Origin of the sequence: Labrenzia sp. CP4 (assembly GCF_001579905.1) — a bacterium.
Taxonomy (GTDB): domain Bacteria; phylum Pseudomonadota; class Alphaproteobacteria; order Rhizobiales; family Stappiaceae; genus Roseibium; species Roseibium algicola.
In genome coordinates this window covers 238,754-262,782 of sequence record NZ_CP011927.1, presented here as the reverse complement: position 1 = coordinate 262,782, position 24,029 = coordinate 238,754, and the positions used below count along the sequence as shown (strand labels likewise).

The 24,029-nt window shown below is 60.4% G+C and carries 25 protein-coding genes; 13 read left to right on the top strand and 12 right to left on the bottom strand.

What is annotated here, in order from left to right; all coding sequences use genetic code 11:
- Nucleotides 1-22 precede the first annotated feature (22 nt).
- The 3 genes from ACP90_RS01285 (at nucleotide 23) to ACP90_RS01275 (ending at nucleotide 2,777) form a co-directional block, all read left to right on the top strand.
- On the top strand, nucleotides 23-670 hold the full coding sequence (locus ACP90_RS01285; protein ID WP_023002553.1) for an outer membrane lipoprotein carrier protein LolA: 648 nt from the start codon (nucleotides 23-25) through the stop codon (nucleotides 668-670).
- 19 nt (nucleotides 671-689) lie between these two features.
- Nucleotides 690-1,652, top strand: a complete 963-nt coding sequence (locus tag ACP90_RS01280; RefSeq protein WP_062486130.1) for a hypothetical protein — start codon at nucleotides 690-692, stop codon at nucleotides 1,650-1,652.
- A gap of 129 nt (nucleotides 1,653-1,781) precedes the next feature.
- The gene (locus tag ACP90_RS01275) at nucleotides 1,782-2,777 is read left to right on the top strand and encodes an LLM class flavin-dependent oxidoreductase (RefSeq protein WP_062486128.1); all 996 of its coding nucleotides are present in this window, start codon (nucleotides 1,782-1,784) and stop codon (nucleotides 2,775-2,777) included.
- Here the strand turns inward: ACP90_RS01275 and ACP90_RS01270 are convergent, their stop codons facing one another.
- Nucleotides 2,778-3,389, bottom strand: coding sequence for an NAD(P)H-dependent oxidoreductase (locus ACP90_RS01270; protein ID WP_286145718.1), 612 nt, complete (start codon nucleotides 3,387-3,389; stop codon nucleotides 2,778-2,780). It abuts the gene before it with no gap.
- Nucleotides 3,390-3,668: 279 nt separating this feature from the next.
- Here ACP90_RS01270 and ACP90_RS01265 point away from each other — a divergent pair, with 279 nt between their 5' ends.
- The 4 genes from ACP90_RS01265 (at nucleotide 3,669) to ACP90_RS01250 (ending at nucleotide 6,871) form a co-directional block, all read left to right on the top strand.
- Nucleotides 3,669-3,929 (top strand): PepSY domain-containing protein, encoded by a 261-nt coding sequence (locus ACP90_RS01265; RefSeq protein WP_062491238.1) that lies wholly within the window; start codon nucleotides 3,669-3,671, stop codon nucleotides 3,927-3,929.
- Between the two features lie 2 nt (nucleotides 3,930-3,931).
- A complete protein-coding gene (locus ACP90_RS01260) occupies nucleotides 3,932-4,582 on the top strand; it encodes a cytochrome b/b6 domain-containing protein (RefSeq protein ID WP_062486122.1) in 651 nt (216 codons plus the stop codon).
- Nucleotides 4,579-5,112 carry a helix-turn-helix transcriptional regulator gene (locus ACP90_RS01255; RefSeq protein WP_062486119.1) on the top strand — a complete coding sequence of 178 codons (534 nt, stop codon included), beginning with the start codon at nucleotides 4,579-4,581 and terminating at the stop codon, nucleotides 5,110-5,112. Before ACP90_RS01260 ends, ACP90_RS01255 begins: the two co-directional genes overlap by 4 nt.
- A 172-nt stretch (nucleotides 5,113-5,284) precedes the next feature.
- On the top strand, nucleotides 5,285-6,871 hold the full coding sequence (locus ACP90_RS01250; protein ID WP_077291397.1) for an arylsulfatase: 1,587 nt from the start codon (nucleotides 5,285-5,287) through the stop codon (nucleotides 6,869-6,871).
- Nucleotides 6,872-6,978: 107 nt separating this feature from the next.
- Here the strand turns inward: ACP90_RS01250 and ACP90_RS01245 are convergent, their stop codons facing one another.
- The 3 genes from ACP90_RS01245 to ACP90_RS01235 form a co-directional block, all read right to left on the bottom strand.
- A complete protein-coding gene (locus ACP90_RS01245) occupies nucleotides 6,979-7,185 on the bottom strand; it encodes a DUF1737 domain-containing protein (protein ID WP_023002545.1) in 207 nt (68 codons plus the stop codon).
- A 17-nt stretch (nucleotides 7,186-7,202) separates the two neighbouring features.
- The gene (locus tag ACP90_RS01240; protein ID WP_062486116.1) at nucleotides 7,203-8,087 is read right to left on the bottom strand and encodes a CoA ester lyase; all 885 of its coding nucleotides are present in this window, start codon (nucleotides 8,085-8,087) and stop codon (nucleotides 7,203-7,205) included.
- Between the two features lie 133 nt (nucleotides 8,088-8,220).
- Complete coding sequence (locus ACP90_RS01235) at nucleotides 8,221-9,138, bottom strand: EamA family transporter (RefSeq protein ID WP_062491234.1); 918 nt, start codon at nucleotides 9,136-9,138, stop codon at nucleotides 8,221-8,223.
- Nucleotides 9,139-9,341: 203 nt separating this feature from the next.
- Here ACP90_RS01235 and ACP90_RS01230 point away from each other — a divergent pair, with 203 nt between their 5' ends.
- Complete coding sequence (locus ACP90_RS01230) at nucleotides 9,342-9,803, top strand: GNAT family N-acetyltransferase (protein ID WP_023002542.1); 462 nt, start codon at nucleotides 9,342-9,344, stop codon at nucleotides 9,801-9,803.
- Nucleotides 9,804-9,875: 72 nt separating this feature from the next.
- On the opposite strand, the gene ACP90_RS01225 is transcribed toward ACP90_RS01230, so the two are convergent.
- Nucleotides 9,876-10,925, bottom strand: coding sequence for a DUF2125 domain-containing protein (locus tag ACP90_RS01225; protein WP_158514151.1), 1,050 nt, complete (start codon nucleotides 10,923-10,925; stop codon nucleotides 9,876-9,878).
- A 150-nt stretch (nucleotides 10,926-11,075) separates the two neighbouring features.
- On the opposite strand from ACP90_RS01225, the gene ACP90_RS28150 reads away from it, so the two are divergent.
- Nucleotides 11,076-11,594 (top strand): gamma-glutamylcyclotransferase, encoded by a 519-nt coding sequence (locus tag ACP90_RS28150; protein WP_023002540.1) that lies wholly within the window; start codon nucleotides 11,076-11,078, stop codon nucleotides 11,592-11,594.
- Nucleotides 11,595-11,639: 45 nt separating this feature from the next.
- Here the strand turns inward: ACP90_RS28150 and ACP90_RS01215 are convergent, their stop codons facing one another.
- Complete coding sequence (locus ACP90_RS01215; RefSeq protein WP_023002539.1) at nucleotides 11,640-12,347, bottom strand: GntR family transcriptional regulator; 708 nt, start codon at nucleotides 12,345-12,347, stop codon at nucleotides 11,640-11,642.
- 199 nt (nucleotides 12,348-12,546) lie between these two features.
- Between ACP90_RS01215 and ACP90_RS01210 the strand changes: the two genes are divergently transcribed.
- Nucleotides 12,547-14,007 (top strand): NCS1 family nucleobase:cation symporter-1, encoded by a 1,461-nt coding sequence (locus ACP90_RS01210; protein WP_088665215.1) that lies wholly within the window; start codon nucleotides 12,547-12,549, stop codon nucleotides 14,005-14,007.
- 88 nt (nucleotides 14,008-14,095) lie between these two features.
- On the opposite strand, the gene ACP90_RS01205 is transcribed toward ACP90_RS01210, so the two are convergent.
- The 4 genes from ACP90_RS01205 to ftsE are packed head-to-tail and all read right to left on the bottom strand — an operon-like array spanning nucleotide 14,096 to nucleotide 17,428.
- Nucleotides 14,096-14,905 (bottom strand): 1-acyl-sn-glycerol-3-phosphate acyltransferase, encoded by an 810-nt coding sequence (locus ACP90_RS01205; RefSeq protein ID WP_286145717.1) that lies wholly within the window; start codon nucleotides 14,903-14,905, stop codon nucleotides 14,096-14,098.
- A 24-nt stretch (nucleotides 14,906-14,929) separates the two neighbouring features.
- Nucleotides 14,930-15,655 (bottom strand): YdcF family protein, encoded by a 726-nt coding sequence (locus tag ACP90_RS01200; RefSeq protein WP_023002536.1) that lies wholly within the window; start codon nucleotides 15,653-15,655, stop codon nucleotides 14,930-14,932.
- Between the two features lie 52 nt (nucleotides 15,656-15,707).
- The gene (locus ACP90_RS01195) at nucleotides 15,708-16,760 is read right to left on the bottom strand and encodes an ABC transporter permease (RefSeq protein ID WP_055660539.1); all 1,053 of its coding nucleotides are present in this window, start codon (nucleotides 16,758-16,760) and stop codon (nucleotides 15,708-15,710) included.
- 8 nt (nucleotides 16,761-16,768) lie between these two features.
- Complete coding sequence (ftsE, locus tag ACP90_RS01190; RefSeq protein ID WP_031270017.1) at nucleotides 16,769-17,428, bottom strand: cell division ATP-binding protein FtsE; 660 nt, start codon at nucleotides 17,426-17,428, stop codon at nucleotides 16,769-16,771.
- A 194-nt stretch (nucleotides 17,429-17,622) separates the two neighbouring features.
- On the opposite strand from ftsE, the gene ACP90_RS01185 reads away from it, so the two are divergent.
- From ACP90_RS01185 to ACP90_RS01175, 3 genes are read left to right on the top strand one after another with little or no spacing between them, the layout of a single operon-like run.
- Complete coding sequence (locus ACP90_RS01185) at nucleotides 17,623-18,567, top strand: zinc-ribbon domain-containing protein (RefSeq protein WP_062486106.1); 945 nt, start codon at nucleotides 17,623-17,625, stop codon at nucleotides 18,565-18,567.
- 2 nt (nucleotides 18,568-18,569) lie between these two features.
- Complete coding sequence (hpt, locus tag ACP90_RS01180; protein WP_035907880.1) at nucleotides 18,570-19,133, top strand: hypoxanthine phosphoribosyltransferase; 564 nt, start codon at nucleotides 18,570-18,572, stop codon at nucleotides 19,131-19,133.
- A 2-nt stretch (nucleotides 19,134-19,135) separates the two neighbouring features.
- Nucleotides 19,136-19,531, top strand: a complete 396-nt coding sequence (locus ACP90_RS01175) for a response regulator (RefSeq protein ID WP_023002531.1) — start codon at nucleotides 19,136-19,138, stop codon at nucleotides 19,529-19,531.
- A 354-nt stretch (nucleotides 19,532-19,885) separates the two neighbouring features.
- On the opposite strand, the gene ACP90_RS01170 is transcribed toward ACP90_RS01175, so the two are convergent.
- Nucleotides 19,886-22,468 (bottom strand): TIGR02302 family protein, encoded by a 2,583-nt coding sequence (locus tag ACP90_RS01170; protein ID WP_208993422.1) that lies wholly within the window; start codon nucleotides 22,466-22,468, stop codon nucleotides 19,886-19,888.
- Between the two features lie 138 nt (nucleotides 22,469-22,606).
- On the bottom strand, nucleotides 22,607-23,881 hold the full coding sequence (lysA, locus tag ACP90_RS01165) for a diaminopimelate decarboxylase (RefSeq protein ID WP_062486103.1): 1,275 nt from the start codon (nucleotides 23,879-23,881) through the stop codon (nucleotides 22,607-22,609).
- Between the last annotated feature and the right edge of the window lie 148 nt (nucleotides 23,882-24,029).

The following is a 24,029-nucleotide window of genomic DNA, read 5'->3' as shown; positions in this document are numbered from 1 at the left end:
GAACGATTTAGGACATTGCATCATGCTGAAACGCTTCGCTTCCCGCCTGATCAAACCTATGCTGGCAGCTGGCATTGCTGCGGCTCTGTCCCTGTCGGCACTGCTGCCCGCCGCGGCGCTGACCGAGCAGGAACAAAATGCCCTCAGGGATCTCAACTCCTATTTCAACTCGGTGAAGACCATGCATGGCGACTTCATCCAGTTCGGTCCTGACGGAAACCAGTCCGACGGCAAGTTCTACATGGCCCGCCCGGGAAAGGTGCGCTTCTACTACAACAAGCCTTCCGTGCTCGACATTGTGGCCGACGGCAAGTCGGTGTCCGTGCGCGACCGCAAGCTGAACACCCAGGACATCTGGCCTCTTGGCCAGACGCCGCTGCGCTTCCTGCTGTCAGACGACATCGACCTGCAGAAGGACACCAACGTCACCAACGTTCTGGTGGAAGAAGACCTGATCACCGTCACGATCCTGGACAAGACCAAGTTCAACTCCGGTACGCTGACGCTGATCTTCGATGCCAAGGACTACGCATTGAAGCAGTGGACCGTTACCGACCAGCAGGGCTACGACACCTCCGTTGCGGTCTATAACGTTGTGTCCAATGGCCCGACCAATCCGGACCTTTTCAAGATCGATTATCTGGCCAACGCCCGCCAGAAAAACAACTGACAGCCCGGCTGGCCCCAGCATGACGGAAACGGCCGGCCGGCGCGCACTCGTCTTTGACCTGCTTGAAGTCTATTGCGCCCGCAAAGGCTACCGCCTGACGGCGGGCGACGGCCATGGCCATGCCGGTATGGTCGAAAGCCCGTCCGGCAAGCGCTGGTTGTTCAAGGGCACAAGGTTCGACCTCAACACGCTCGGCGCAGCGGAAATCGCTACCGACAAGGCCTATGCCGCGGCCTTTCTGAAGGCCGCAGGCCTGACAGTGCCGGACGGACATCTGGTGTTCGCACACGACATCCGCATGGGCCGAACTGCGCCGCAAGACCTTCTGGATTTTGTCGGGAAGCAGGGGTTCCCGCTTTACGTCAAACCGAACTGTGGCCGGGAAGGGCGGGACGTAGTGCGGGTCGACACCAGTCACACCCTTCAAACGGCCCTGCACACCCTCGCCAAGAGCAACGACCAGCTGCTGGTGCAACCGGAAATCCGCGGACAGGAACTGAGAATTATCATTCTGGACGACGATGTGCTGTGCGCCATCGAACGCCATCCGCCTCAGATCACAGGTAACGGTCATCGCAGTATTGCCGAGATCATCGGTGCCGATCCGCGCTTCGACGCTGCCGACCCCCGCCTCGTCCTCGAACTGGAGCAACAAGGGCTGATGCTGGAAACGGTTCCCGCGTCAGGCCAGACGGTCACGCTTCTGCCCGTGGTCAACCTGTCCGCGGGCGGCACGGCCAGAATTGTCACCGGCTCGCTCGCCCCGGACCTTGCAGCCCTTGCCCGCAAGGCCGCACAGGCCCTGTCTCTGCGTTATGCCGCCGTTGACCTGATCTTGCCGACTGCAGCCAACGCAAACGCTGTTGTCCTGGAGGTCAACGCCGCGCCAGGTCTCGGCAACCTTGCCCGGCAAGGGTCTGAAGAGACCGAAGCGGTGAAGCGTATCTACGAGCGTGTGTTCGAAGCTACATTCGCCGAATAGATCCCGCTGACCCCGGGAGCCGTAACCGTTTAAGCGCCTGGGAAGGCTGCACCAAAGCAGGCTGCCGACAAAACTTGACCTTGGCGGGTGGGTTTTCAGATCCTACATGGAGCTCCAACGGAGATATCCATGCAGCATTTTTCCCTACTCGATCTGTCCCCTGTGCCGGAAGGCCAGACAGCGGCCGAGGCTCTGGCAAACACGGTCGATCTGGCGCGGTCCGCGGAACAGGCAGGCTACCATCGCTACTGGCTGGCCGAGCATCACAACATGCCGGGCATTGCCAGCGCCGCAACATCGCTTGTCATCGGCCAGGTGGCGGCAGCAACCTCCACCATGCGCGTCGGCGCGGGCGGTATCATGCTGCCCAACCACTCGCCGCTGATCATCGCCGAGCAATTCGGCACGCTGGCAACGCTTTACCCGGGCCGGATCGACCTGGGCCTGGGCCGCGCCCCGGGCACGGACATGGCGACGGCCAGGGCCCTGCGTCGCCACATGGCCGGTGAAGACAGTTTTCCGCAGGATGTCCAGGAGCTGATGGGCTATTTCAGACCCGCTTCTGAAACCAGCAGGGTGCGCGCGATCCCGGGCGAAGGCACGCAGGTACCGATCTGGATCCTTGGCTCGAGCCTTTACGGCGCGCAACTCGCGGCGGCCTTCGGGCTGCCCTATGCCTTTGCCTCCCATTTCGCACCGGACATGCTGGAAGAAGCACTGGAGATCTACCGGGCAACCTTCCAGCCGTCACCGCAGCTCGCCAGACCGCATGTGATGGTGGCAGCTGGCGTATTTGCTGCCGACACCAACGAAGAGGCAGATTACCTGCGTTCTTCCCAGTTGCTCGCTTTCGCCCGGTTGCGCATGGGCAACCCCGGTAAACTGCCCCTGCCGGTGGAAAATGTCCCCGCCGAAATTCCGCCCGCCGTTCTGGCGCAGGTCGAACACGCCCTGTCCTGCTCGGCAACGGGATCTCCGGCGACGATCCGCGACCAACTGTCGGCTATCATCAACCGCTATCAGCCCGACGAACTGATGATCACCGGCATGATCCATGATCACGGCGCCCGCGTGAAATCCTTCCAGCTCGCGGCCGACGTCCTGAAGGATCTCGTGACAGCTTAGTCAACCATCAAAGGCGCTTCGACAAATCTGGGCGGTTTCTTCCAGCCAGTCTTGCCGCTGGGGATAGGAGCTGCCCACAACGGGCCTGAAGACGTGGCGCTCATAATCCAGAGCGCCACAATACGGCAGCACGCACCGGCCCCAGATCAGCTCCAGCGGGTCTCCAAGATCAAGCCGCTCTCGCTCCGCTTCGGTGTCGGACGTGTTGAAGACGACGGCCTTGCGGATCGACAGCAGCCCTTCCGGCAGACCGTCGGCAGTCTGCAGCCGGTAGGCAACGCCCGGCACCAGCACACGGTCCATCCAGCCTGCAAGGATCGCCGGCGGTTTGCCCCACCAGTTCGGATGGACGACCAGCAGACCATCGGCGTTCGAAATACCTTCCCTGTGCCGCGCAACAACGGCATCCTCTGAACGGGACAGCACTTCTTCCAGAGTATCGCCGATCGAGTAGGCTTCCTCTGCTGTCAGACAGGGATCGAACTCTTCGGCGTAAAGATCGTGGTGATCTATCTGGTGCCCCTCGGCCTCCAGAGTGTCACGCGCCTGTTTCGACAGCGCATGGCAGAAGCTGTTGTCCCTGGGGTGCGCCAGTAGGGAAAAGATGCGCAACGGCCTGTTTCCTTGATGCAAATTGAAAATACCGGCTCGCAAATGTGCCGGAGCAATTCCTGTTCCCCTGACTTCGCAATTCATTTCAGCCGTTTCAACCCTGGCAAGACCATTTGCCTGGTTTGACCTTCTGGACGGCTGCCGAAGGATCGAAATCCGCGCGTAAGCATCTGCTTATGATGCCCGGCGTCAGCAGTCCGTCAATCGACCGAAGCCGAGTTTGCGGCCAATCAGGACGAAGACCGCACCGGTCGCAGAAACCTGATGAAGGACACAATCATGCTGAAGAAATCTCTCGCCGTACTTTGCCTCTGCCTTGCTCCGGTCGCCGCGCAGGCCATGCCCGCCGTTGGTGACATGGTCGGCACCAATCCCGAGGAAGCCACCGCGGCTCTGGCCAAGGCCGGTTGCACGGTCAAGGAATTCGAGGCCGAGGACGGCAAGATCGAAGCGAAATGCACCGATGCGCAAAACAAGCTTTGGGAAGTCTACATCGACCCGAAATCCGGCACGGTCACCAACGTCAAGAACGAAGACTGATCATGGGTGCCTCAAACACCCCGCAATCGAACGAGGGGGCGCAAAGCCCCCCCGAATTGTGGGATCCGCTGGTGCGTATCAGCCATTGGCTGATCGCAGTCGCGGTGATTGCCAACGGCCTCCTCAACAAGGCGGGCGGCACCATTCACATCTGGATTGGCTGGGGTGTTCTTGCCCTGCTTGCGCTCCGCTTTGTCTGGGGATTTCTCGGACCGGCGGAAGCCAGGTTCTCCGCCTTTCCACCTGATCCGCGCGCTGCGGTGTCTCACCTGATCGATCTCGTTCGCGGTAGCCCGCGCCACTACCGCTCCCATAATCCCGCCGGAGCGATCATGGTCTATGCGCTCTGGGCCTGCCTTGTGGTGGTAACCGGAACCGGCCTTTACATGACCGGCGCCAAGAGCCCCATCACGATTGCCGAGGAAAAGGCGGCGGTTGCCGCCGGAGACTGGTCGGTGCTCGTCAAGAAAGACGACGACGAAGGCGAAGAGAAATCGTCCCTGGGTGAAGTCGCGGAAGAAGTTCATGAAATCGCAGCCAACCTTATGCTGGTGCTGGCCCTGATCCATGTCGCAGGTGTCGCAGTTGAAAGTCGTGTGATGAAGCGTAGTCTGGTTCGGCCCATGCTGGTTGGCCGGAACAGGGAAAAATGACATTTTCAGGGATCAACCTGCGGCAGGGACGGCGTGAGACAACCGCCCTTGCCGCATTCATGCTGTTGCAATCCGTTGCCGCGATCTTCTTTGTCGGCGATGCCTTTACCGATCTTGTGACCGACGTCAGCAGCCCGCATTCCATTTTCGAATTCTTTGTCGCCTTCGTGTTGATCGTCGGCATTTTTCTGGCCGGCTGGCAGCTGCGGCTCACCCTGGAAAGACTGCGCAATCAGGAGCGCGCCCTTGGAGCCGCCCGCGGCGATCTTGCCCGGATCATTGACGCCCAGTTTGCCGAATGGGGCCTGACGCCTGCTGAAAGCGATGTCGGCCTCCTGGCCCTGAAAGGCCTGGATCTTTCCGAAATCGCTCAGCTGCGGGGCGCGGCACAGGGAACCGTGCGCGCCCAATTGACCAGGATCTACGCAAAGGCCGGCGTTTCGGGCCGTCACCAGTTTGCGGCCTGGTTTGTTGAGGATCTGCTTCAGGACGGCCTTGCGGACAGGGCCACGGTATCCGCTGAGGCCTGAGCCTGTTTGGCGACACCAGAACCCGAACAAATCCCCGGGCAAATCCCGGATATATCCCGAATACGACCACTCCGTGCATTAAGCGTAAGTACTATCACAGCTTGGCTAATTGCCATGTTGCGTCTACTCTCCCAGAGGAACTCACCGAGCGTGTTCAAGGGAGACGAGGATCATGTCTTTTCGACATCTGCTTGCAGGCCTGCCCATCGCACTTCTCATGACGTGCACAACGTCCATGGCGCAAGAGTCAAAACCACCAAACATATTGGTCATCTGGGGCGACGATGTCGGTTGGCAGAATGTTTCCGCCTACGGCATGGGCACCATGGGTTACACCACGCCCAACATCGACCGCCTGGCGAATGAAGGCCTCCGCTTCACCGATCACTATGCCCAGCCGAGCTGCACCGCAGGCCGTGCGGCCTTCCTGACCGGTCAGTACCCGATCAGGTCCGGCATGACCACCGTGGGTCAACCTGGGTCTCCGCTTGGTCTGAAAGCAGAATCGCCAACGCTTGCGGAAGAACTGAAACAGATCGGATACCGCACGGGACATTTCGGCAAGAACCATCTGGGTGACCGGAACGAACACCTGCCCACCGTCCATGGCTTCGACGAATTCTTCGGTAATCTCTATCATCTCAATACGCAGGAAGAAGCCGAACAGCGCGACTACCAGCGGTTCGGTGAAGCTTTTTCAGGCAGCCTTGAGGAATACGAGAAGCAGTTCGGAACACGTGGCGTCATACACAGTTTTGCATCGGAAACCTTCGACGATACCGAACAGCCCAGGTTTGGTGTCATAGGCAAGCAGACCGTTGAGGACACCGGTCCGCTCACCCAGGAACGGATGAAGAACTTCGACGAGGGTGAAGTCATCCCTCTGGCCAAGGACTTCATGAAAAACGCCCAGGAAGCGGGCGAACCGTTCTTTGTCTGGCTGAACACCAGCCGCATGCATCTCTACACGCGGCTGAACGACGAGTGGCGCTACGCCGCAGAAACCTATACGACCGAAGCCGACTACCACGGCTCGGGCATGCTGCAGCACGACCATGATATCGGCCTGGTGCTGGACTGGCTCGACCAACAGGGCCTGACCGAAAACACCATTGTCTGGTATTCGACCGACAACGGACCCGAGCATTCTTCCTGGCCCCACGGCGCAACCACTCCGTTCCGGGGCGAAAAGATGACCACCTATGAAGGCGGCGTCCGTGTCATTTCCATGGTTCGCTGGCCGAACATACTGGAAGCCGGCAAGACGCTAACCGGAATTCAGGCACACCAGGACATGTTCACCACCCTGGCAGCCGCAGCCGGCATTGAAGACGTCAAGGCTGAAGTGATGGCCGAGAAGCAGCAGTTCATCGACGGCGTCAACAACCTGGCTTACTGGAAGGGCGAACAGGCCAATTCCAATCGCAACCACATCTTCCACTATTACGAAAGCGTGCTGACGGCGATCAGGATGGGACCGTGGAAATTCCACTTCTCGACCAAGGAAGATTATTACGCCAACCTGGTTCCGCGGACAGCACCTTTGGTGTTCAACATCCGAGCGGATCCGTTTGAAAGCTACGATTCAACCGATGGCTACGGACACCTGATGCAGAAGGTATCGTGGCTTATCCAGCCGATGGGCGTGCTCATGGGTCAGCATCTGCAGAGCCTTGCCGACTATCCCCCGGTCCAGGGCGGGGCGTCGTTCAACATGTCGAACATTGTCGAGGACTTTCTGTCGAAGGGGATGCAGTAGCGACCCGAACTTCCTGTCTCGACAAAGCGAAACGGCCCCGGAACTTTCGGGGCCGTTGAATTTTCAGCGATCGTGCAGAGCAACCTGATTCAGGGAACCAACAGCGATCAGTAGTCGCCGAGCTTGATGTCCCGGGAGTATTCAACGCCTTCGACTTCCTTTGTCACTGCCTGGCCGCAAATGGTCGCGCCACGCGTTGCGTCGTAGGTGAGCGAAGGAGAACCAGACAGCTGCCAGCCCTTGTTGAGAGCCTGGGTAACCCGGTGGCAGAATTCGCTGTCGTCGATGCCGGTGATGAAGCGGTAGAGTTTCATGAGAGCTCTCTTGTGTGTCAGGTCCGGGCAGCGATGGCGTCGGCGATGGCGATCACCCGCTTGCCCATGTCCGCATGTAGCCTTTCAACCATCTTGCCGTCCACCTGGATTGCGCCCTTGCCCGCATTTTCAGGCTCATCGAACAGAGAATTGATCTTGCGTGCCCATGCAACTTCCTCTTCCGACGGACTGAAGGCTGCGTGGCAGGGGGCGATCTGTTTCGGGTGGATCAGCGTCTTGCCGTCCATGCCCATGTCGACACCCTGGGCGCATTCGGCGGCGAAACCTTCCTCGTCCTGAAACGCATTGTAGACACCGTCCAGAATGTCGATGCCACCGGCACGCGCTGCCGCAACGCAGGTCATCAGCCAGGGCGTCATGGCGGCGCGGCCGGGCGTGAGGCGTGCCCTTGTTTCCTTGGCCAGATCATTGGTGCCCATCACGAAACAGGACAGCCGCACAGCCGGATCCAGACCGCAGGCGCCGATGGCGGCGGCATTCAGCATGGCGAGCGGCGTTTCCATCATGGCCCAGAGTTTCAGGTCCGCAGACGCCCCCAGAAGCGATAGCTTGTGCGCAACCACCTGCAGGTCGGCCGGGCTGTTGACCTTGGGCACCAGAATGGCATCCGGATTGGCCTTTACCGCTGCCGCCAGATCGTCTTCGCCCCAGGGCGTCTCGAGCCCGTTGATGCGGATCACCACCTCGCGATTGCCATAGGGACGGGCCGAAACGGCCTCGACGATCTGGGTGCGCGCCATGTCTTTGGCATCGGGAGCAACCGCGTCTTCAAGGTCCAGCAGCAGGCAGTCCACATCCAGCGTTGCCGCCTTTTCCAGCGCCCGGGCGTTGGAGCCGGGCATATAGAGAGCGGAACGGCGGGGTCTTGGCTGTGTTGTCATGGGTCGATCCTGCAAGTCGGGAAAACGGATTTCCGATAAACCTAGTGGATCGCGGCGGCCAGGGGAATTCGCCGAAGGGGGAACGGCCGCGTTCGTGCACCGGGGTACCGCCAAACGCAGGCGCCGCCGCCGATCACGGGAGTTCGTCTGCCTGCATGCTCACCGACGCTTTCTGCCGGCGTTTGAAGATCATGTCCTTTGCGGCAATCACCGCCCCCAGCGTAATCGCCACACAGGCGATGCCAACGGCAGGTGTCAGCGCCCCGAAGCCGAAGGCAATCAGCAACAGGGTGGACAGGAGCGGCGCCGAATAGGCCGCTGCGCCCAGAACCTGAATATCGCCATGCTTGACGCCGACGTCCCAGGTGAAAAACGCAAGTCCCACCGGAAAAGCGGCAAGAGCCAGCACCGATGCCCATTCCAGCGACGATGCAGGCAGGATCGTTTCCTCCAGCGCCAGATGGCAGATACCCGAAAGGATTGCGGTCATCAGACAGAACCCTGCAACGGCTTCGGTCGGCACCGCACCCAGTCTGCGCGACAGCACGGAATAGCTGGACCAGAACAGACACGAGGCCACCGCTGCCCCATAGCCGAGCATCGAGCCGGAGGAAAAACCGACACCTTCCCCGCCGGTGATCAGAAGCACCGCGCCGGCCAGGCCCAGAACCGTTCCAATGACATGATGCAGACGCAGCCGTTCCCCCGGTAACAGGGCGGAAAACAGCACGATCAGGAGCGGCCAGGTGTAGTTGATCAGATTTGCTTCCACAGGCGGCGCGTTGCGGATGGCAGTGAAATAGAAAAAATGAAAGCCAAACAGGCCGAACGTGCCGAATGCCCAAACGCCAAGCGGCTGCCTGAGCAACCGGGTTCTGCCAGTCGCGATCAGCCAGATCAGCGCCATGATGCCGGAGAAGCCGAAACAGAGCGTGTTCAACAGGAACGGAGGCACATTTCCGGAACCGGCACCGAACAGGCCGAGGGTCGCCCACATCAGCACAGCTGTAAGTCCGATCAGCGTCGCCCTCAACTTTTGCTTGTCCGCCATTTCCTGTTCCCGTCTTTTCCGTGCATCGCTCATGGCACGAAATCGCCGCAAGCGAAAGGCCGCAGACCCCGGACAGGGCCTGCGTAGCCGACCGTCAGCAATGCCGCAGCCATTAATTGATCGAAGTCCTTGATCAGCGAACCCGTTTCGGGACATGGTGGGCCAAAGTCACACTCTTAATCGATTTGCTTTCCGGGGAAATCATGACGACAACGCAAATCAGGGCCCTTCGGCTGGATGATGCTCATAAGCTTGCGCCGCTTATTGCCGAAAATGCTCAGGCGCTGCGGCGCGGTGCACCGCGTCGTCCCGACGCCTATTACGCCGAACGCATTCTGTCGGACAAGACGGCCGAGGTTCTGGGAGCTTTCGAAGGCGACAAGCTGGTCGGCTTCGCAGTTTTCTTCGACCTGCCGGAACTCATTACGGGTCTCAGGATCGGCCAGATGGATGACATCTATGTCCATCCCGATCACCGCAACAAGGGCACCGGCCGCAAGATGATCGAAACCCTGGTCAGCGAAGGCCAGAACCGCGGATGGCTGCATTTGCGCTGGCTCGTACCGGGCAAGAACACCCCGGCGGTTGCGCTCTACGAAAAGATCGCTGAACCCGATCATCGCAAGAGCTACCTGATCCCGATCGACCGCATCGCCGGCGACTGACCGGGCTTCGCCTTCAGGCAGGTTTCAGTCCGCATACCGCTGTTCAGGGTGCGGACTGAGGCCATCAAGCGATCAGGATCCCGCGGGAAACAACGGCGGGATCTGGCCAAGCGGCAGAAAACCGATGCGAACCACGCCGCGGTCGACCGAGACCGGCAGCGTGATGGTCCGCACACCGTCGACTTCCTTGGCGGCAGGCTCCAGGCTCTTCACCACATTCTGCAGCAGTGAGAAAGTCTGGTCTTCAGGCGAGAACAAGGGCTTCACGCTGTCCAGAAGCGCGTCCGGATTGCCGAGGTTCAACTCCAGTGATCCGCTCAAGGTGCCGTCACCCGAAAGCACAAGATTGCCGCTTGCCGTGGCCTTGCCAGCCCCGAGCAGTATCTCGGTAAGCACCAGTTCGACCGGCAGTTCTCCGCCCTGCGCCCGCACAAGCGAAACGAGGTCTGCCCCTGCAAGCAGGGCCGTGCCGCCTTCGATACGGGCATGGCTGCGCAGGGAAATCGTCTGCTGAAGTTCCGGCAGAGATTTGAGGCTGAGGTCCTGAACCGTGACGAAACTTTCCAGTGTCGCCGCGCTCTCGGGTTGCTTGCGCAGATGCACTTCGGACTTTTCAGCCGCAAACAGGCCCCGAGCGAGGGCGGTGTCGAACGCTGCTTCCGGTTTGTCGATCACCGCATCGAACGATCCGAGCGCATTGTCGCTGAACTTCACGCTGGCGCGGGCCGTCTGCCACGTCAGGCCACCCTCGAGGCCGTTCACCGGCACCGACATGGCCGCAGGCGACTTTGCCTCGAAGATCACGTGCCACGGATTATAGATCAAGGCGACGGCATTCAGCCCGCCGAGCGATGCGGCTGTTCCCCAACGGTCGGCCGAACGCATGTCCGCGCAGGAGACCTCATAGCGGAACGGATAGCCGGCAATGGCAAGATCCGCGCAGCTCACATCCAGGCCCCGGTCCGCCATGCGGACAATTTGCCGGTCGAGTTGTTCCCGCAGCACGGACTGCCCATAAAACCAGGCGGCCGACCAGCCAGCAATTACCAGAACGACAGCTCCTGCCAGCAGGATATACCCGCGTCTGGTGGGTTTCGGCGGCTTGGTCTTGATATCGGACACTGGGAGACACTCTCTTCTGGTTCGGGCGATTTCCGGACCGGTCACACTGCCGACAAGGGCCACCTGCAGGACAGGCGCTGCCGGAGTGCCATTGAAACGACCGGTGCAGCTTGCTATCTCCGCAGCTGCGGTAACACAAGACAGGTCGGTATGAGCGATTTTTGGGTCTTTGGCTACGGTTCTTTGATGTGGAACCCAGGATTTGATCACCAGCGCGCCGAACCGGCGCTGCTGCGCGGTGCACATCGCTCGCTTTGCGTCTATTCCTGGGTACATCGGGGTACGCAGCAGAGACCAGGCCTCGTCTTCGGCCTCGACAACGGCGGCGCATGCCGGGGCATCGCCTATCAGGTCTCCGGGGATATCTGGCCGCAGGTGCTGGAATATCTGCGCGCCCGGGAACAGACGACGATGGTCTACAAGGAGCACCATCATCACGTCGAGCTCGACAGCGGCGAGAAGGTGGAAGCGCTGGTCTACATGGTCGATCACGGCCATGCCCAATATGCGGGTTCCTTGCCGCTTGAAGAGCAGCTGGAAATCGTAAGAGGCGCTGTCGGCAAGTCCGGCGCCAATCCGGACTATGTCATCAACACCGCCGCCCACCTCCAGGAAATGGGCATTCCCGATACGGGTCTTGCCTGGCTGGCGGAGCGCCTGAAAGCCTGAGCCAGGCTCAGGGACGGCAGTACAGGTCTTGCAGAATGCTAACGCTCAGGGAACACCCCACCAGCGCAATGTCTGCTCGCAATGATATTTCAAGGCTTGCACCGCAGCGGCCTCGTTCCGGGTTTCCAGCGCCTCGATGACCGCCAGATGCTCGTCCATCGCCGAGGCGATCCGATCCGCAAGAAACGGCCGCGCATGCTGGATGACGGCGATCCGGATACGGTTTGCGGCATAGGCAGCCGACAGCAGCGAATTTCCAAGTCCCTCGCCAAGGTATGTGTGCAGGGACAGGTCCACCTCGATCGCCTTGGGCGGCAGGCTGGCCGCAGGTCCCGTCCGCACCTCGTCGCGCATGATCTCGTGACGCCGGCGCAAGGCGTCCAGACCCTCCAGATTTCCCTGTGATATCCGCCGGCGCGCACCTTCCTGGTCCAGCACCAGACGCACGTCCAGACATTCGCGAATGTTGTCCGGGCTAGCTTCCATCACCTGCAGGCCGCGTTTGGGCACTGTCGTCAGGAACCCCTGCGAGCTGGCGTATTTGACGGCTTCGCGCACGGGCGCGATCGGATAGTCCAGCTGGTCGACAAGCTGCGACATCGACAGGAACTGGCCATTGCGCAGCGAACCGCTGCGCAAGGCTTCGACAAGCGCCTGAAAAGCCTTGTCGTTCAGCAATTCACCCTTGTTTGCGTCCTTCATTGCAGCTCCGTCGATCCGGTCCGGATGATCGCAGGTTGTCGCCACTGGCATTTCCAAGCAAAGCCGAAAGGACCTGCTTGAAATTCCGTATAGTCTGTTACCTAACATGCTTTGTAAAATGTTAGATGCAAGCACAAACTTTTTGCAATGCACAGCCAAGAGCTTCCTGCGTCCGGGAGAACGCAAGAAGACTTGCGAATGTCCGGAAAAACACCGAAGCCGCCGGGGATGCGGCCACATGGAGGAGACTATGGCGAATTTATCTGGCAAATCGGGTCCGCGAGACGGAGGCCTCTACAACGAGGACCTGGCGCCGATCCCGGCTTCGGAGCGCAAGTGGGGCGCCTTCGAAATCTTCAACGTCTGGAACAACGATATCCAGAGCCTGTTCGGCTACACGCTGGCCGCATCGCTGTTCATCACCTATGGCCTCAACGGCTGGATGGTTTTCGCGGCAATCGTGCTGGCCGGTTTCTTCGTCATGGTGCTGGTCAATCTCACCGGCCGCCCGTCGGTAAAGCACGGCGTGCCCTATCCGGTGATCGCACGCGCCTCGATGGGCGTCTACGGCGCCCGTTTCCCGGCGCTCGTGCGAGGCATCGTCGCCATCTTCTGGTATGGCGTGCAGACCTACTTCGCGTCCACGGCGGTTGCCTTGCTGTTCAACACGCTGCTCGGCACTGAGGGCGGCGCGGAATTCCTCGGCATGACAACGGTCGGCTGGATTTCCTATCTCATCGTCTGCGTCTTCCAGGTTGCCCTGTTCATGAAAGGCATCGACTGGGTCGGCAAATTCCTGAACTGGGCAGGTCCGTTCGTCTACATCGTCATGATCGCGCTGTGCCTGGTGATCTGGTGGAAGGCTGGCAACGGCATCTTCTCGGCTCTCGGCACCATCTTCGAAGGCAGCGAAGCAACCGACCCGCGCGGGCCTGTTGCGGCCTTTGTCGCGGTGGTCGGCACGATGATCGCCTATTTCGCCGCCGTCGTGATCAACTTCGGCGACTTTTCCCGCTTCGTGTCGGATGAACGCGCCATGAAGCGCGGCAACTTCTGGGGCCTGCCGGTTTCCATGGCCTTCTTCTCCTTCATCGCCCTGTTCGTGACGGCAGGCACCGTGGTGCTGTTCGGAGAAAAACTGGTGAACCCGGCTGATATCGTCGACCGTGTCGACAACGTCCTGCTGACGCTGATCGCTGCCGTCACCTTCTTTGCGGCAACGGTCGGCATCAACCTGGTGGCAAACTTCATTCCGCCGGCCTATGACATTGCCAACCTCAACCCGGAAAAGATCTCGGCCAAGACCGGCGGCATCATCACCGCTGTCATTGCCTTCTTCATCGGCGCGCTATGGGTGTCGGTCATCTCGAACATCGGCATTGCCGCGTTCGTCGATACGCTTGGCGCCTTCCTGGCACCGCTCTACGGCATTCTGGTCGCGGACTACTACCTGGTTCGCAAGCAGAACATCGATGTCGAGGCGCTGTTTTCCTCCGATCCGGACGCCCGCTACCACTACAACAACGGCTGGAACATGAAGGCGATCTTTGCCTTTGCCATCGCCGCACTGTTCTCGGTGGCAACGGTGTGGGTTCCGGCCCTGTCGGAACTCTCCGGCTACGGCTGGGTCATCGGCGCGGTTCTGGGTGGTGTACTCCATCTGGGCCTGATGCGCCTGCAGACGACCGAAGCCGGCAAGACAGCACAATAAGGCAGCCTGAAGACAGGTTCAGGCGATGATATCGCCTGGACCCGTTCAAACTGAAAGACCGTCTCAACGCATTGGGGCGGTCTTTTTTTCAGACCGGCTGTGCCTTGCGGCGCGTGTCGACTTCTGCAAGCACCGGCGAGGGCTTGCGGGCCGTGCGGGCTTCCTCGATCAGCCGATCGCTGGCTGTCTCGATATCCGTGACCATTCTTTCGTAAAAGGCATTGGGCGCCAGGCCCGGCTCGATCGGCGGCAGGATCTCGACAATCACCGTGCCCGGATAGACCTTCCACGAGGCGCGAGGCCAATAGAGGCCGGCGTTGTGAGCTATCGGGACAACCGGACATTTCAGGTCGCGGTAGAGATGCGCGATACCGAACTTGTATTTCGGCTCTGCCCCGGCCGCCCGGCGGGTGCCTTCCGGAAAGATCAGGATCTGGCGCTTCTCGGCAATCGCCTCCTTTGCAGCCAGCATCATTGCCGCCAGCGCTTCTGACCGCTTGCCCCGGTTGATCGGGATCTGCTTGAACTTGGCTGTGTACCAGCCAAAAATCGGTATCCAGCGCAGTTCGCGCTTCAAGATGAAGGTCGGGCTTCTGAAGAGGGGGATCAGCGCCACTGTCTCCCAGGCGGACTGGTGCTTCATGGCGGCGATGAAACCGCCGTCAGGCAGGTTGTCCCGTCCCCGGACTTCCACCTTGATGCCCGCAAAGACACGCATCAGCAGCTGCAACACCCGTGACCAGGTCGGCACCACCCACCAGCCCCAGCGCCGCGGCAGCAGCATGACTGGCGCGAACAGGATCATCAGCACGAACGTGACGAGATAGAACAGGATCTGGAAAAGGGTAGAGCGCAGAAAAACCATGGCACCATAAAGACTGGTCGTGGGTGAAGCCACCGCTCGGCCGTGGTCCGACAGCTGTCAGCGCACGCCCTGCACGGTAATCCGAAGTCGGGCGAGGATATACTTCACATATTCGCGCATGAGAAGCCGCATCGTTGCCGGTTCCCTGTACCAGCTGTCCAGCTTCAGGTCCTTGGAAAAGACCGGATAGGCAATCAGGGCGACATTCGGCAGGGCGCCGGCAAGTTCTACCTTGGCACGCGGCAGGTGGTAGGCACTGGTCACGACCAGCAGGGACGAGAACCCGTTCTTCTTGACCCAGTTGGCGGTTTCCACCGCATTGCCCGCTGTATTGAGCGCGACCCGGTCAAGATCGACACTGTTTTTTTCCAGCGGCATGCTGGACGCTGTAACGGCGGCAAGCTGTTCACGCGTGGTGCCGGGATGAACGCCTGAAATCAGCAACCGGTTGGCACGGCCTTCTTCCAGGAGACGGATTGCCTCGTTGACGCGGGCATGCCCGCCCGTCAGCACGACAATGGCATCCGCATTTGCGGAAGCCGGCACTCTGGCATTGGCAACCTTCTGCGCGAACATGGCAAACTGCCCGACGGTTCCCGCAACAAGAGCCGTGATGACGGCAACGAAAAGGATCCTGAGACCGAAGCGTTTCTTGCGCGCATCGCCGCTTGTGGCGTTCCTGCGCGCTGTGCCCTTGTCCTTTGAAACGGACACACGCCGATCGCCGACGACGGAAGAACCGTCGTCCAGAACGGGGTCTAACACTGTGTCAGCATGGGTCATGGCGCGACTATGATAAGTGATTCGGCCAATTTCACGGCATTGTGCGATAAAATCAATCCACTTTTGCCAAATGGGCCTTGACGGCAAGGCCAGAAGTCAGGGCTGTCAGGATCGCGACGAGGAACACCACACCGAATACACCGAGGTAGCCGGGCAGGCTGACGGAGATGCCGCCGAAGAGAGCCGACATCTGGTCCGACCCCGCCTGGCCGGAGCTCTGCCGGGTCAGCATGTCAACCGTCAGAAAGGCCAGGATGGCCGCAACACCGCCGGAAACACCGCCCTTCAGGCCCAGCATCAGGAAGTGGCGCTGGAATTCACGAGCGATGAAACCGTCTTCCGCTCCAACGAAATGCAGAACGGAGACGACGTCCTTGTTGCCGGCCATGGCTGCCTGGGTCGCAAAGACGACGCTCAAGACCATCGAGCCGAGCACAAGCACCATGATCGCAAAGCCGCCCAGCACCACCGCACCTGCCATGGCCGACAGACGGGACGTCCAGACGGAATGATCGTCGACGCTCGCGCCCGTCACGCTCTGCGAGACCATCGAGCGCAACTGCGACAGGTTCAGAAGTTCCGGATCCCCGACTGTGATCTGAATGAGCCGCGGCACCGGCAGGCCGTCAAGCTGAAGGCCTTCACCCAGCCAGGGTTCCAGCAATGACTTGGTTTCGGCATCGGACAGGGCCCGTACGGAATCGATGCCCGGAAACTCCTGCGCAAGCGCAACGGCCTTGTCGATCTCCCGCAGCATGTCGACGCCTTCGGCCGGGCGGATCTGAATGGTGATCTCACGCACCAGATCGTTCTGCCACGCATCGGCTGCGTCCCACACCACCGACACTGCACCGACCGTCAGACAGGCCAGAAAGCTCATGATGGCCACCACCAGCGTGAGAGCCCGCCCGGCGACTGCCTGTGGCGGAACGATCGCCGCGGAGGGGCGCAACTTGGCATCGTCCCCCTGGGGTGCTTCGTTCTTCGGCCTGGGGGCGGCCTTGCGCGCCGGCTTTCGGCCACGCTTCGGTCGTTCGGCTCGCTTGGGCGGGCGAACACTGGCGGCGCTTGCCTGTTTTTTGTCTGTGTCGTCGGACTGAGCCATCATGCCGCCTAATCGAAAATTGAGAGGCGCCCGTCGGCAAGCACCATGCGCCGGGCGTCCACCTGTTCCAGCAGCGCGATATCGTGGGTCGCGATGACGACAGAGGTGCCGAGTTTGTTCAATTCGATGAAAAGGCGCAACAGACGACGTGCAAGTGGCGGATCCACGTTACCGGTCGGCTCGTCTGCGAGCAGCACCTCCGGCCGGGTGATCAGCGCCCGCGCAATGGCCGCACGCTGCTTTTCCCCACCCGAAAGCACCGGCGGCAGCACATGCATGCGATCCCCAAGTCCGACCCATTTCAACAGATCAATCACATCGGAGCGGTATTCGGATTCGTCCTTTCCCACCACGCGCAGTGGCAGGGCCACGTTTTCATAGGTTGTCAGATGGTCCAGCAGGCGGAAATCCTGAAACACCACGCCGATCTTGCGCCGGAGCTTCGGCAATTCCTGCTTGTCGATCACGCTCAGGTCGCGGTTGAAAACCTTTATCAGGCCTCGGGTCGGACGCAGGGACATGAACAGGAGCCGGATCAGGCTGGTCTTGCCTGCCCCCGAGGGACCGGTCAGGAACTGAAACGACTGCGGTTCGATCTGAAAAGTCAGGTCGCGCAGGATTTCCGATCCCATTCCGTATCTCAATCCGACATTTTCGAAGCGGATCACAAAATTACTCCTGTTGATGGCCCGAACGCTATAGCGTGGCCGTTAACGGTGCATTAATCATATAAAGGTCCATTAAGGACCTGAAAGCCCGTCATAGGATTTGCTTGGCCCTTGTCCAATATTTCGTGCCGGATTTCGACCCCCCGGTTCCAAAGTGAACCGCTAGAGCATGCCATGGCGAAAGGTCTTCGCACATGAAGATCAAATGTCCGGACTGCAGTACGTCCTACGAGATTAAGGTAGAGGCGCTTGGCCCGGAAGGGCGTAGCGTCAAATGCGCCAAGTGCGGCAACCGCTGGTTCGTTTCGCCCGACGATGACGAAGAAGGCGATGTTGCGTTCAGCGCAAAGAACGACGTCGACGAAATTGCACCTCCTTCCGTTGAAGAAGATCCCGCACAGGACGAAGCCGATTGGGCAGCCGACGCGGAAGAAGAAACGTATGACGCGGAAGCGGATGACGACGACGACGATGAACCCGAAGCAGCCGTCGCTCCGGAACCCGCAGCCGCCCGTACGGCCAGCGACGAGGCAAAATTCGCTGCGGATCTGAAGGAAGACGCCAGGACCGGTGAGCCTGAAAACAAGGCCGACATCGAATCCATGGCCAAGCGGCCGAAGATCATCGTCAATCCGAACAAGTTCCGGCGGGACCAGATCGGTGCGATCCTCAACTGGATCCTGCGGCGAAATTATCGGCGCATTGGCGGCGTTGCCCTGTTCGGCGTCGCGGTTGCGGCCTGTGTTTTGTTTGTCCTCATGCGAGACTCGCTCGTCAAACAGTCTCCTGACCTGGCAAGCCTGTTCCGGATGATCGGGTTTGAAGTCAATCTGCGCGGACTTGAATTCCGCAACCTGCGCACCTTCACCGAGGTCGAGGACGGCAAGAAGGTTCTCGTGGTCGAAGGCTCGATCCGCAACCTGCTTGATGAACTGAACTCGGTGCCCGCCGTGCGCCTCTCGATCCGCGGTGCGGACATGCAGGAAGTTTATGCCTGGACTGTCGAGCCCAGAACAAAATCGCTAAACGCACTGGACGAAACCCGGTTCAGGACGATATTAGCCGACCCTCCGAAAACCGCGTCCGATATCCAGGTCCGGTTTGTTGAACGCGGCCAACGCCAGGTAGTTCTAGAGTGACCATGACATCAGATATCCATACTCTGTTCGATGAAGACGCCATTGCCCAACGTGTTGGCGCGCTCGCAGAGGAAATCGCCGAAGGCAAACCGCAAAATCTTTTGGTTGTCGCGGTTCTGAAAGGCAGCTTCATTTTTGCGGCCGACCTTGTGCGGGCAATGCACCGGGCAGGGCTGCAGCCGGAAATGGAGTTCATGCACCTGTCCTCTTATGGCGCCGGGACTGAAGGCTCCGACACCATCCGGATTTTGCGCGATGTTGAAAGTGACGTTAACGAGCGCGATATTATTTTAGTGGATGATATCCTGGAATCCGGTCGCACGCTCGCCTTCGCGCGGGAGCGGCTGCTGAACAGGGGCGCGCACTCGGTGAAGATCGCAGCTCTGCTGGATAAACCCGAGCGCCGTAAAGCTGCCATATCTGCCGATTATGTCGGTTTTGCCTGTCCTGATAAGTTTGTCGTCGGATATGGTATGGATATGGGCCACGCTTGGCGGCAGTTGCCCTATATTGGATACGTTGTCGCCCCGGACGACGGAGCGGCTGACGGCAACACAGGAGAGTGAGCATGGCTCGCATTCTTCTTACTGAAGACGATGAAGCTGTCCGCAGCTTCGTAAAGCGTGCCCTGGAGCTTGACGGTCATTCCGTTGAAGCGGCCGAGGATGGCGGCGAAGCCGTCGAGGTTCTGACCCGCGAGAAGGGCAGCTTCGACTTGCTGCTGTCCGACATCAAGATGCCCGTCATGGACGGCATCGCCTTGGCTCTGCATACGGCGCGCGACTATCCACGGCTGCCGATCCTCCTCATGACCGGCTTTGCCGACCAGCGTGAACGGGCCAATGGTCTGGAATCCCTGGTCCATGACGTGGTCACCAAGCCGTTTTCGCTGGCCGATATCCGCAAGGCCGTGCGCAACGCCATTTCCGGCGATCTGCCGAGCGAGACCCGCCGCTACGCGTAAGGCCTGCCGCCGCAATTCCGAAACCCAAGACCCCGCTTCGGCGGGGTTTTTGTTTGGGCTGATCACGCCGGTAGTCACCGTATTCCTTCAAAACACAGAGAATTGAGCAAGCAGACCATCCTTCGAGACAGCGCTTCGCGCTTCCTCAGGATGAGGGTGGTCTTGCGGCAAAGAGATATCCGAACGTGGCTGGGCTCTCCGCGGGGCTACAAAAGGCCTCATCCCAAGAAGGCAACCTCATCCTGAGGAGCGCACGTGTGCGCGTCTCGAAGGATGGGCCACAAACACAAACATCACCGCCAAAAACAAATGACCCCGCCGAAGCGGGGTCATGAAACCTTGTCAGAAACGGGCCTAGTACCGCTTCAGGAGCCGTTCCAGATAATCGAGTTCCAGCTGCGGCCGGGAAGGATCGGAGAAGCGGCGGCGGAGCTCTTCCAGGATCCGGCGCGCCCGCTGAACATCGATTTCGTCAGGGATGCGCACCCGGTTGTTGAAGTCCGGACCCTCGGTGCGCCGCGGACGGCCAAGAGGGTCTTCGTCCATCGGCGACGCGCCGTTGGGCGATCCCGGGCCTTCGCCCTGACCCATCATCTGCTCCGTCAGGCCCTGCGCGCCGCGCCGAAGCGCATCGAGAGCGTCGCCCTGCTCGCCGAGCGCCTGCTGACCCTGTCCATCCCCCAGGGACTGCTGAGCCTCGCCCATGGACTCGCCAGCTTCACCCAGCGCCTGGTTCTGACCCATGCCGTTCTGGCTAAGCTGGTCCATGAGTTCCTGCAGCCGCTGTGCCAGGTCCCCCTGGCCCTCCTGAAGCTGCTGAAGCATCTGTTCCAGTTGCTCCTGGGTCAGCTGTTGTCCCTGGCCCTCTTGTTGCTGACCGGGTTGCTGCTGTTGACCGCGACGCTGCTGCTGCTGGTCCTGGTTGAACTTGTGGGTTTCATCCATCAGCTGCTGTTGCCGCTGGATCATTTCACCCAGCTGGTTGAGCATCTCCATCATTTCGCTGGACATGCTGTTGGGCATCATCTGCGGCCGGCCTGCTTGCAGGTTTTCCAGCATCTGCTGCATCTGTGCCAGCAGCTCGCGCGCGGCATCACGGGAGCCGGTACGCGCCAGTTCCTCGATCCGGTCCAGCATTTCGCTCAGGTCCTGTTCGCTAAGCGTCTGCTGGTTGCCGTCGAAAGGCTGCATGGCCTGCGGGTTCTGGCGCATCTGCTCGGCCAGTGCCTGCATGTATTCGTTCAGGGCTTCCCGCAGTTGCTGGGTCAGCTTGGCGATTTCCTCGTCGCTCGCCCCTTCTTCCAGCGCCTTGCGCAGGGCCTCCTGGGCATCACGCAGCTTGCGTTCGGCTGCGGAAAGGTCACCGTCCTCGATCGACAGGGCGAGGTCCCACAAAAGCGGCAACAGGGCCTTCAGGTCTTCGTCGGTCCTCGCGTTCACCAGAGAGCCGTAGGTAAAGCGCATGCCCAGATAGTTGCGCGGCTTGAAGTCGAACATTTCCGGCGCCAGCATCAGGGCATCGAACGCAATGATGACCTCGCTCTGGCTTTCGGCATCAAGCGCAAGATTACGGCGCTGTTCGACGACAGCGCGGGCCAGAGGCTTGCCGAAGCGTCTCTGGGGCAGGGTGATGCGATACGCGGGCGATTGCCCTTCCTGACCGGCCTGGTCACGTGCCAGCAGCGATAGATTGACTTCAGAACCGGCCCAGGGATGCGACGTCAGATCCCGGATGGTTTCCGCCGTCTTGGCTGTGCCGGCGCGCGGCGGCAGTGAAAGCGGAAACTGGGGTGCTTCCACAAGCGGACGCGGAGCCCGGTTGTTGTTGTCCGGATTAGGCAGGGGGGCGATGCGAGCCTCGGCGGCCACAACGCCATAGTCGTCATTCACTAGATAGGAAAACTTGAGCGCGCCGCTGAGCTGTTCTTCAGGATCGTCCGTCAACCGGATGTCCGGTGCATCGTCCGGCTTCACCGCGAAGACGTAGCTCAGCATCGGCTCTTCGCCGTTGAGCAGTTCGACGATGCCGGTGGTTTCCAGCTCGAGCCTGCGTTCAACCGGCAAAAGCGTTTTAAGATCCGGATCTTCCGTCTCTGTCCCAAGTTCAGGTTCGATCACCTGAGGCTCGGTGTCTTCCGCACGGGCGTAGGTCATCTTGAGATCACGTGCGCCTTGCGTGCGGACCACAAGTATCGACCCTTCCGGCACGGAGATCGGCGCACCCGGATCACGCAACTGGGCGCTTTCGCCCGTCAGGTAAATCGGCGGTTCGCTGGTATAGAGCGGTGGCGTGACCCAGGCATCGAGACGGCTGGGCGGTTCCACTGTCTTGAACGGGTTCTGAAAGGCCGAGACCAGTCGGCCAAAATGATCGCCACTTGCTGTCGAAAACCCGATCAGGAGTACACTGGCGGCCAGGACGCGAAGCGCCCAGGGATCACGGCGGAACGCTTGCGGATCCGGCGCTTTCGAGCGGATCGCGGCGACTGCTTCGGCTGTGCGGCGCTGATGCAGGGCCCAGATGGCCTGGCTTTCGCGATCGCTCGCACCGACCGACAATTCGTCTTCAAGCGTTGTCAGGGGACGGTGGGTACGGCCTGAGGATTTCTCCACCCGGGAAAGCGCATCCTCGCGCGTTGGCCAGGCAAGGTGGAAGAGATCCCGCGCCGCCCAAACGGTGGCGGCAGCGAATACGAGAAGCCCGAGCGGGCCTGCCCAGGCAGGAAGAACCAGCCACAGACCAAGCCAGGACACCCCGACAAACAGGCCGAGTACCACCAGCACCGGAAGCAAAGCACGCCACAGGCGTTCGATGAACAAGGCACGGCGGCTTTGGCGCACCAGCCTGTCCAGCCGGGATCGGATCAAGGCCCGCCAGCCGTAGGTCTCGGAAGAAATCTGCCGTTCTTGATCGGGATCGCTGTCGCTCGGGCTCAATGGCACCTCCGGTTTTGCCCCCCGAACTGCCCGTTTCTCCGGAAACGCAGCCCGCTGGACCTGCCCACCATACAATAAGGTGAGGCATAGCGGGCTGTCCGGCAACCTGTCGGTTTAACTAATTGTCAGCCGATCTGTTCACGAACCCTTGAGCCAGTCCGGAATCCGGTCCAGACCGAGCAGGTCTTCGTAGCTGGTCCGGGGCCGGATAACGGCAAATTGGTCTGCATTTACGAGCACTTCGGGCACCAGAAGCCGCGAATTGTACGTGCAGGACTGGACTGCGCCATAGGCGCCGGCCGAGTAGACCGCCAGCATTTCCCCGGCCTCTACCCTAGGCATATCCCGGTTCTGGGCCAGAAAATCACCGGTTTCGCACACCGGACCGACGATATCGGCCTTGATTCGGTCTGTTTCTTCCCCCGGTTCGCGCACCGGGCGCACCTCGTGATAGGCCTCGTAAAGCGTCGGACGGATCAGATCGTTCATGGCGGCATCGACAATGACGAAATTCTTGTCGGCGCCTTCCTTCACATAGACGACTTCGGTAACCAGGATGCCGGCGTTGCCGGCAATCATGCGGCCCGGCTCGAACATGACCATGCAGTCCAGTTCGCGCACATGCTTCTTGACCACCTGGGCATAAGCGTCCGGATGCGGCGGCGGATTGTTGTCGGTGATATAGGGGATACCCAGTCCACCACCGAGATCGACATGGTCGATCGTGTGGCCTTGCGAGCGCAGATCCGTGATCAGCTCGCCCAGACGCGCAAATGCGTTGTCGAAAGGCTCCAGCTCCGTGATCTGCGAGCCGATGTGCATGTCGATGCCGGTGACCTTGATACCGGACAGAGCCGCTGCCTCGGCATAAACGTCACGTGCACGCTGCCAGGGAATGCCAAACTTGTTCTCGGCCTTGCCGGTCGCAATCTTGGCATGGGTCTTGGCATCGACGTCCGGGTTGATGCGCATGGACACCCGTGCGGTCTTGCCCATTGCAGTGGCGACCCGTGAAAGCTGGCGCAACTCGGGCTCGGATTCCACGTTGAAGCACAAGATGTCTTCCTGAAGCGCGTAGGCTTGTTCGGCCTCGGTCTTGCCGACCCCCGAAAAGACGATCTTCGACGCGGGAACGCCCGCAGCCCGTGCACGGCGCAATTCGCCTTCCGAGACCACGTCCATGCCGGCGCCCAGCTGTGCAAGCGTCTTCAGGACCGCCTGGTTGGAATTTGCCTTCATCGCATAGCAGACCAACGACGGAATATCGCTGAATGCGGCGGCAAACACCTGGTAGTGACGGGTGAGCGTTGCCGTGGAATAGCAGTAGAACGGTGTGCCGACTTCACGCGCGATCGTCTCGATCGCCACGTCTTCGGCAAACAGCTCGCCATTCTTGTAATCGAAGTGATGCAAGGGACGGCCCTCATGCGGCTGGATCAGGTTCAGGGCCGGTCGCTATTACCAGACCGTGCGGAAGCTGATCGGCATTGAAACGATGGAGCGTATCGGTTGCCTCGGCAGAGCCGGCTCGCTCCGATGCGCAGCCGGCTCTGCCGCTGCG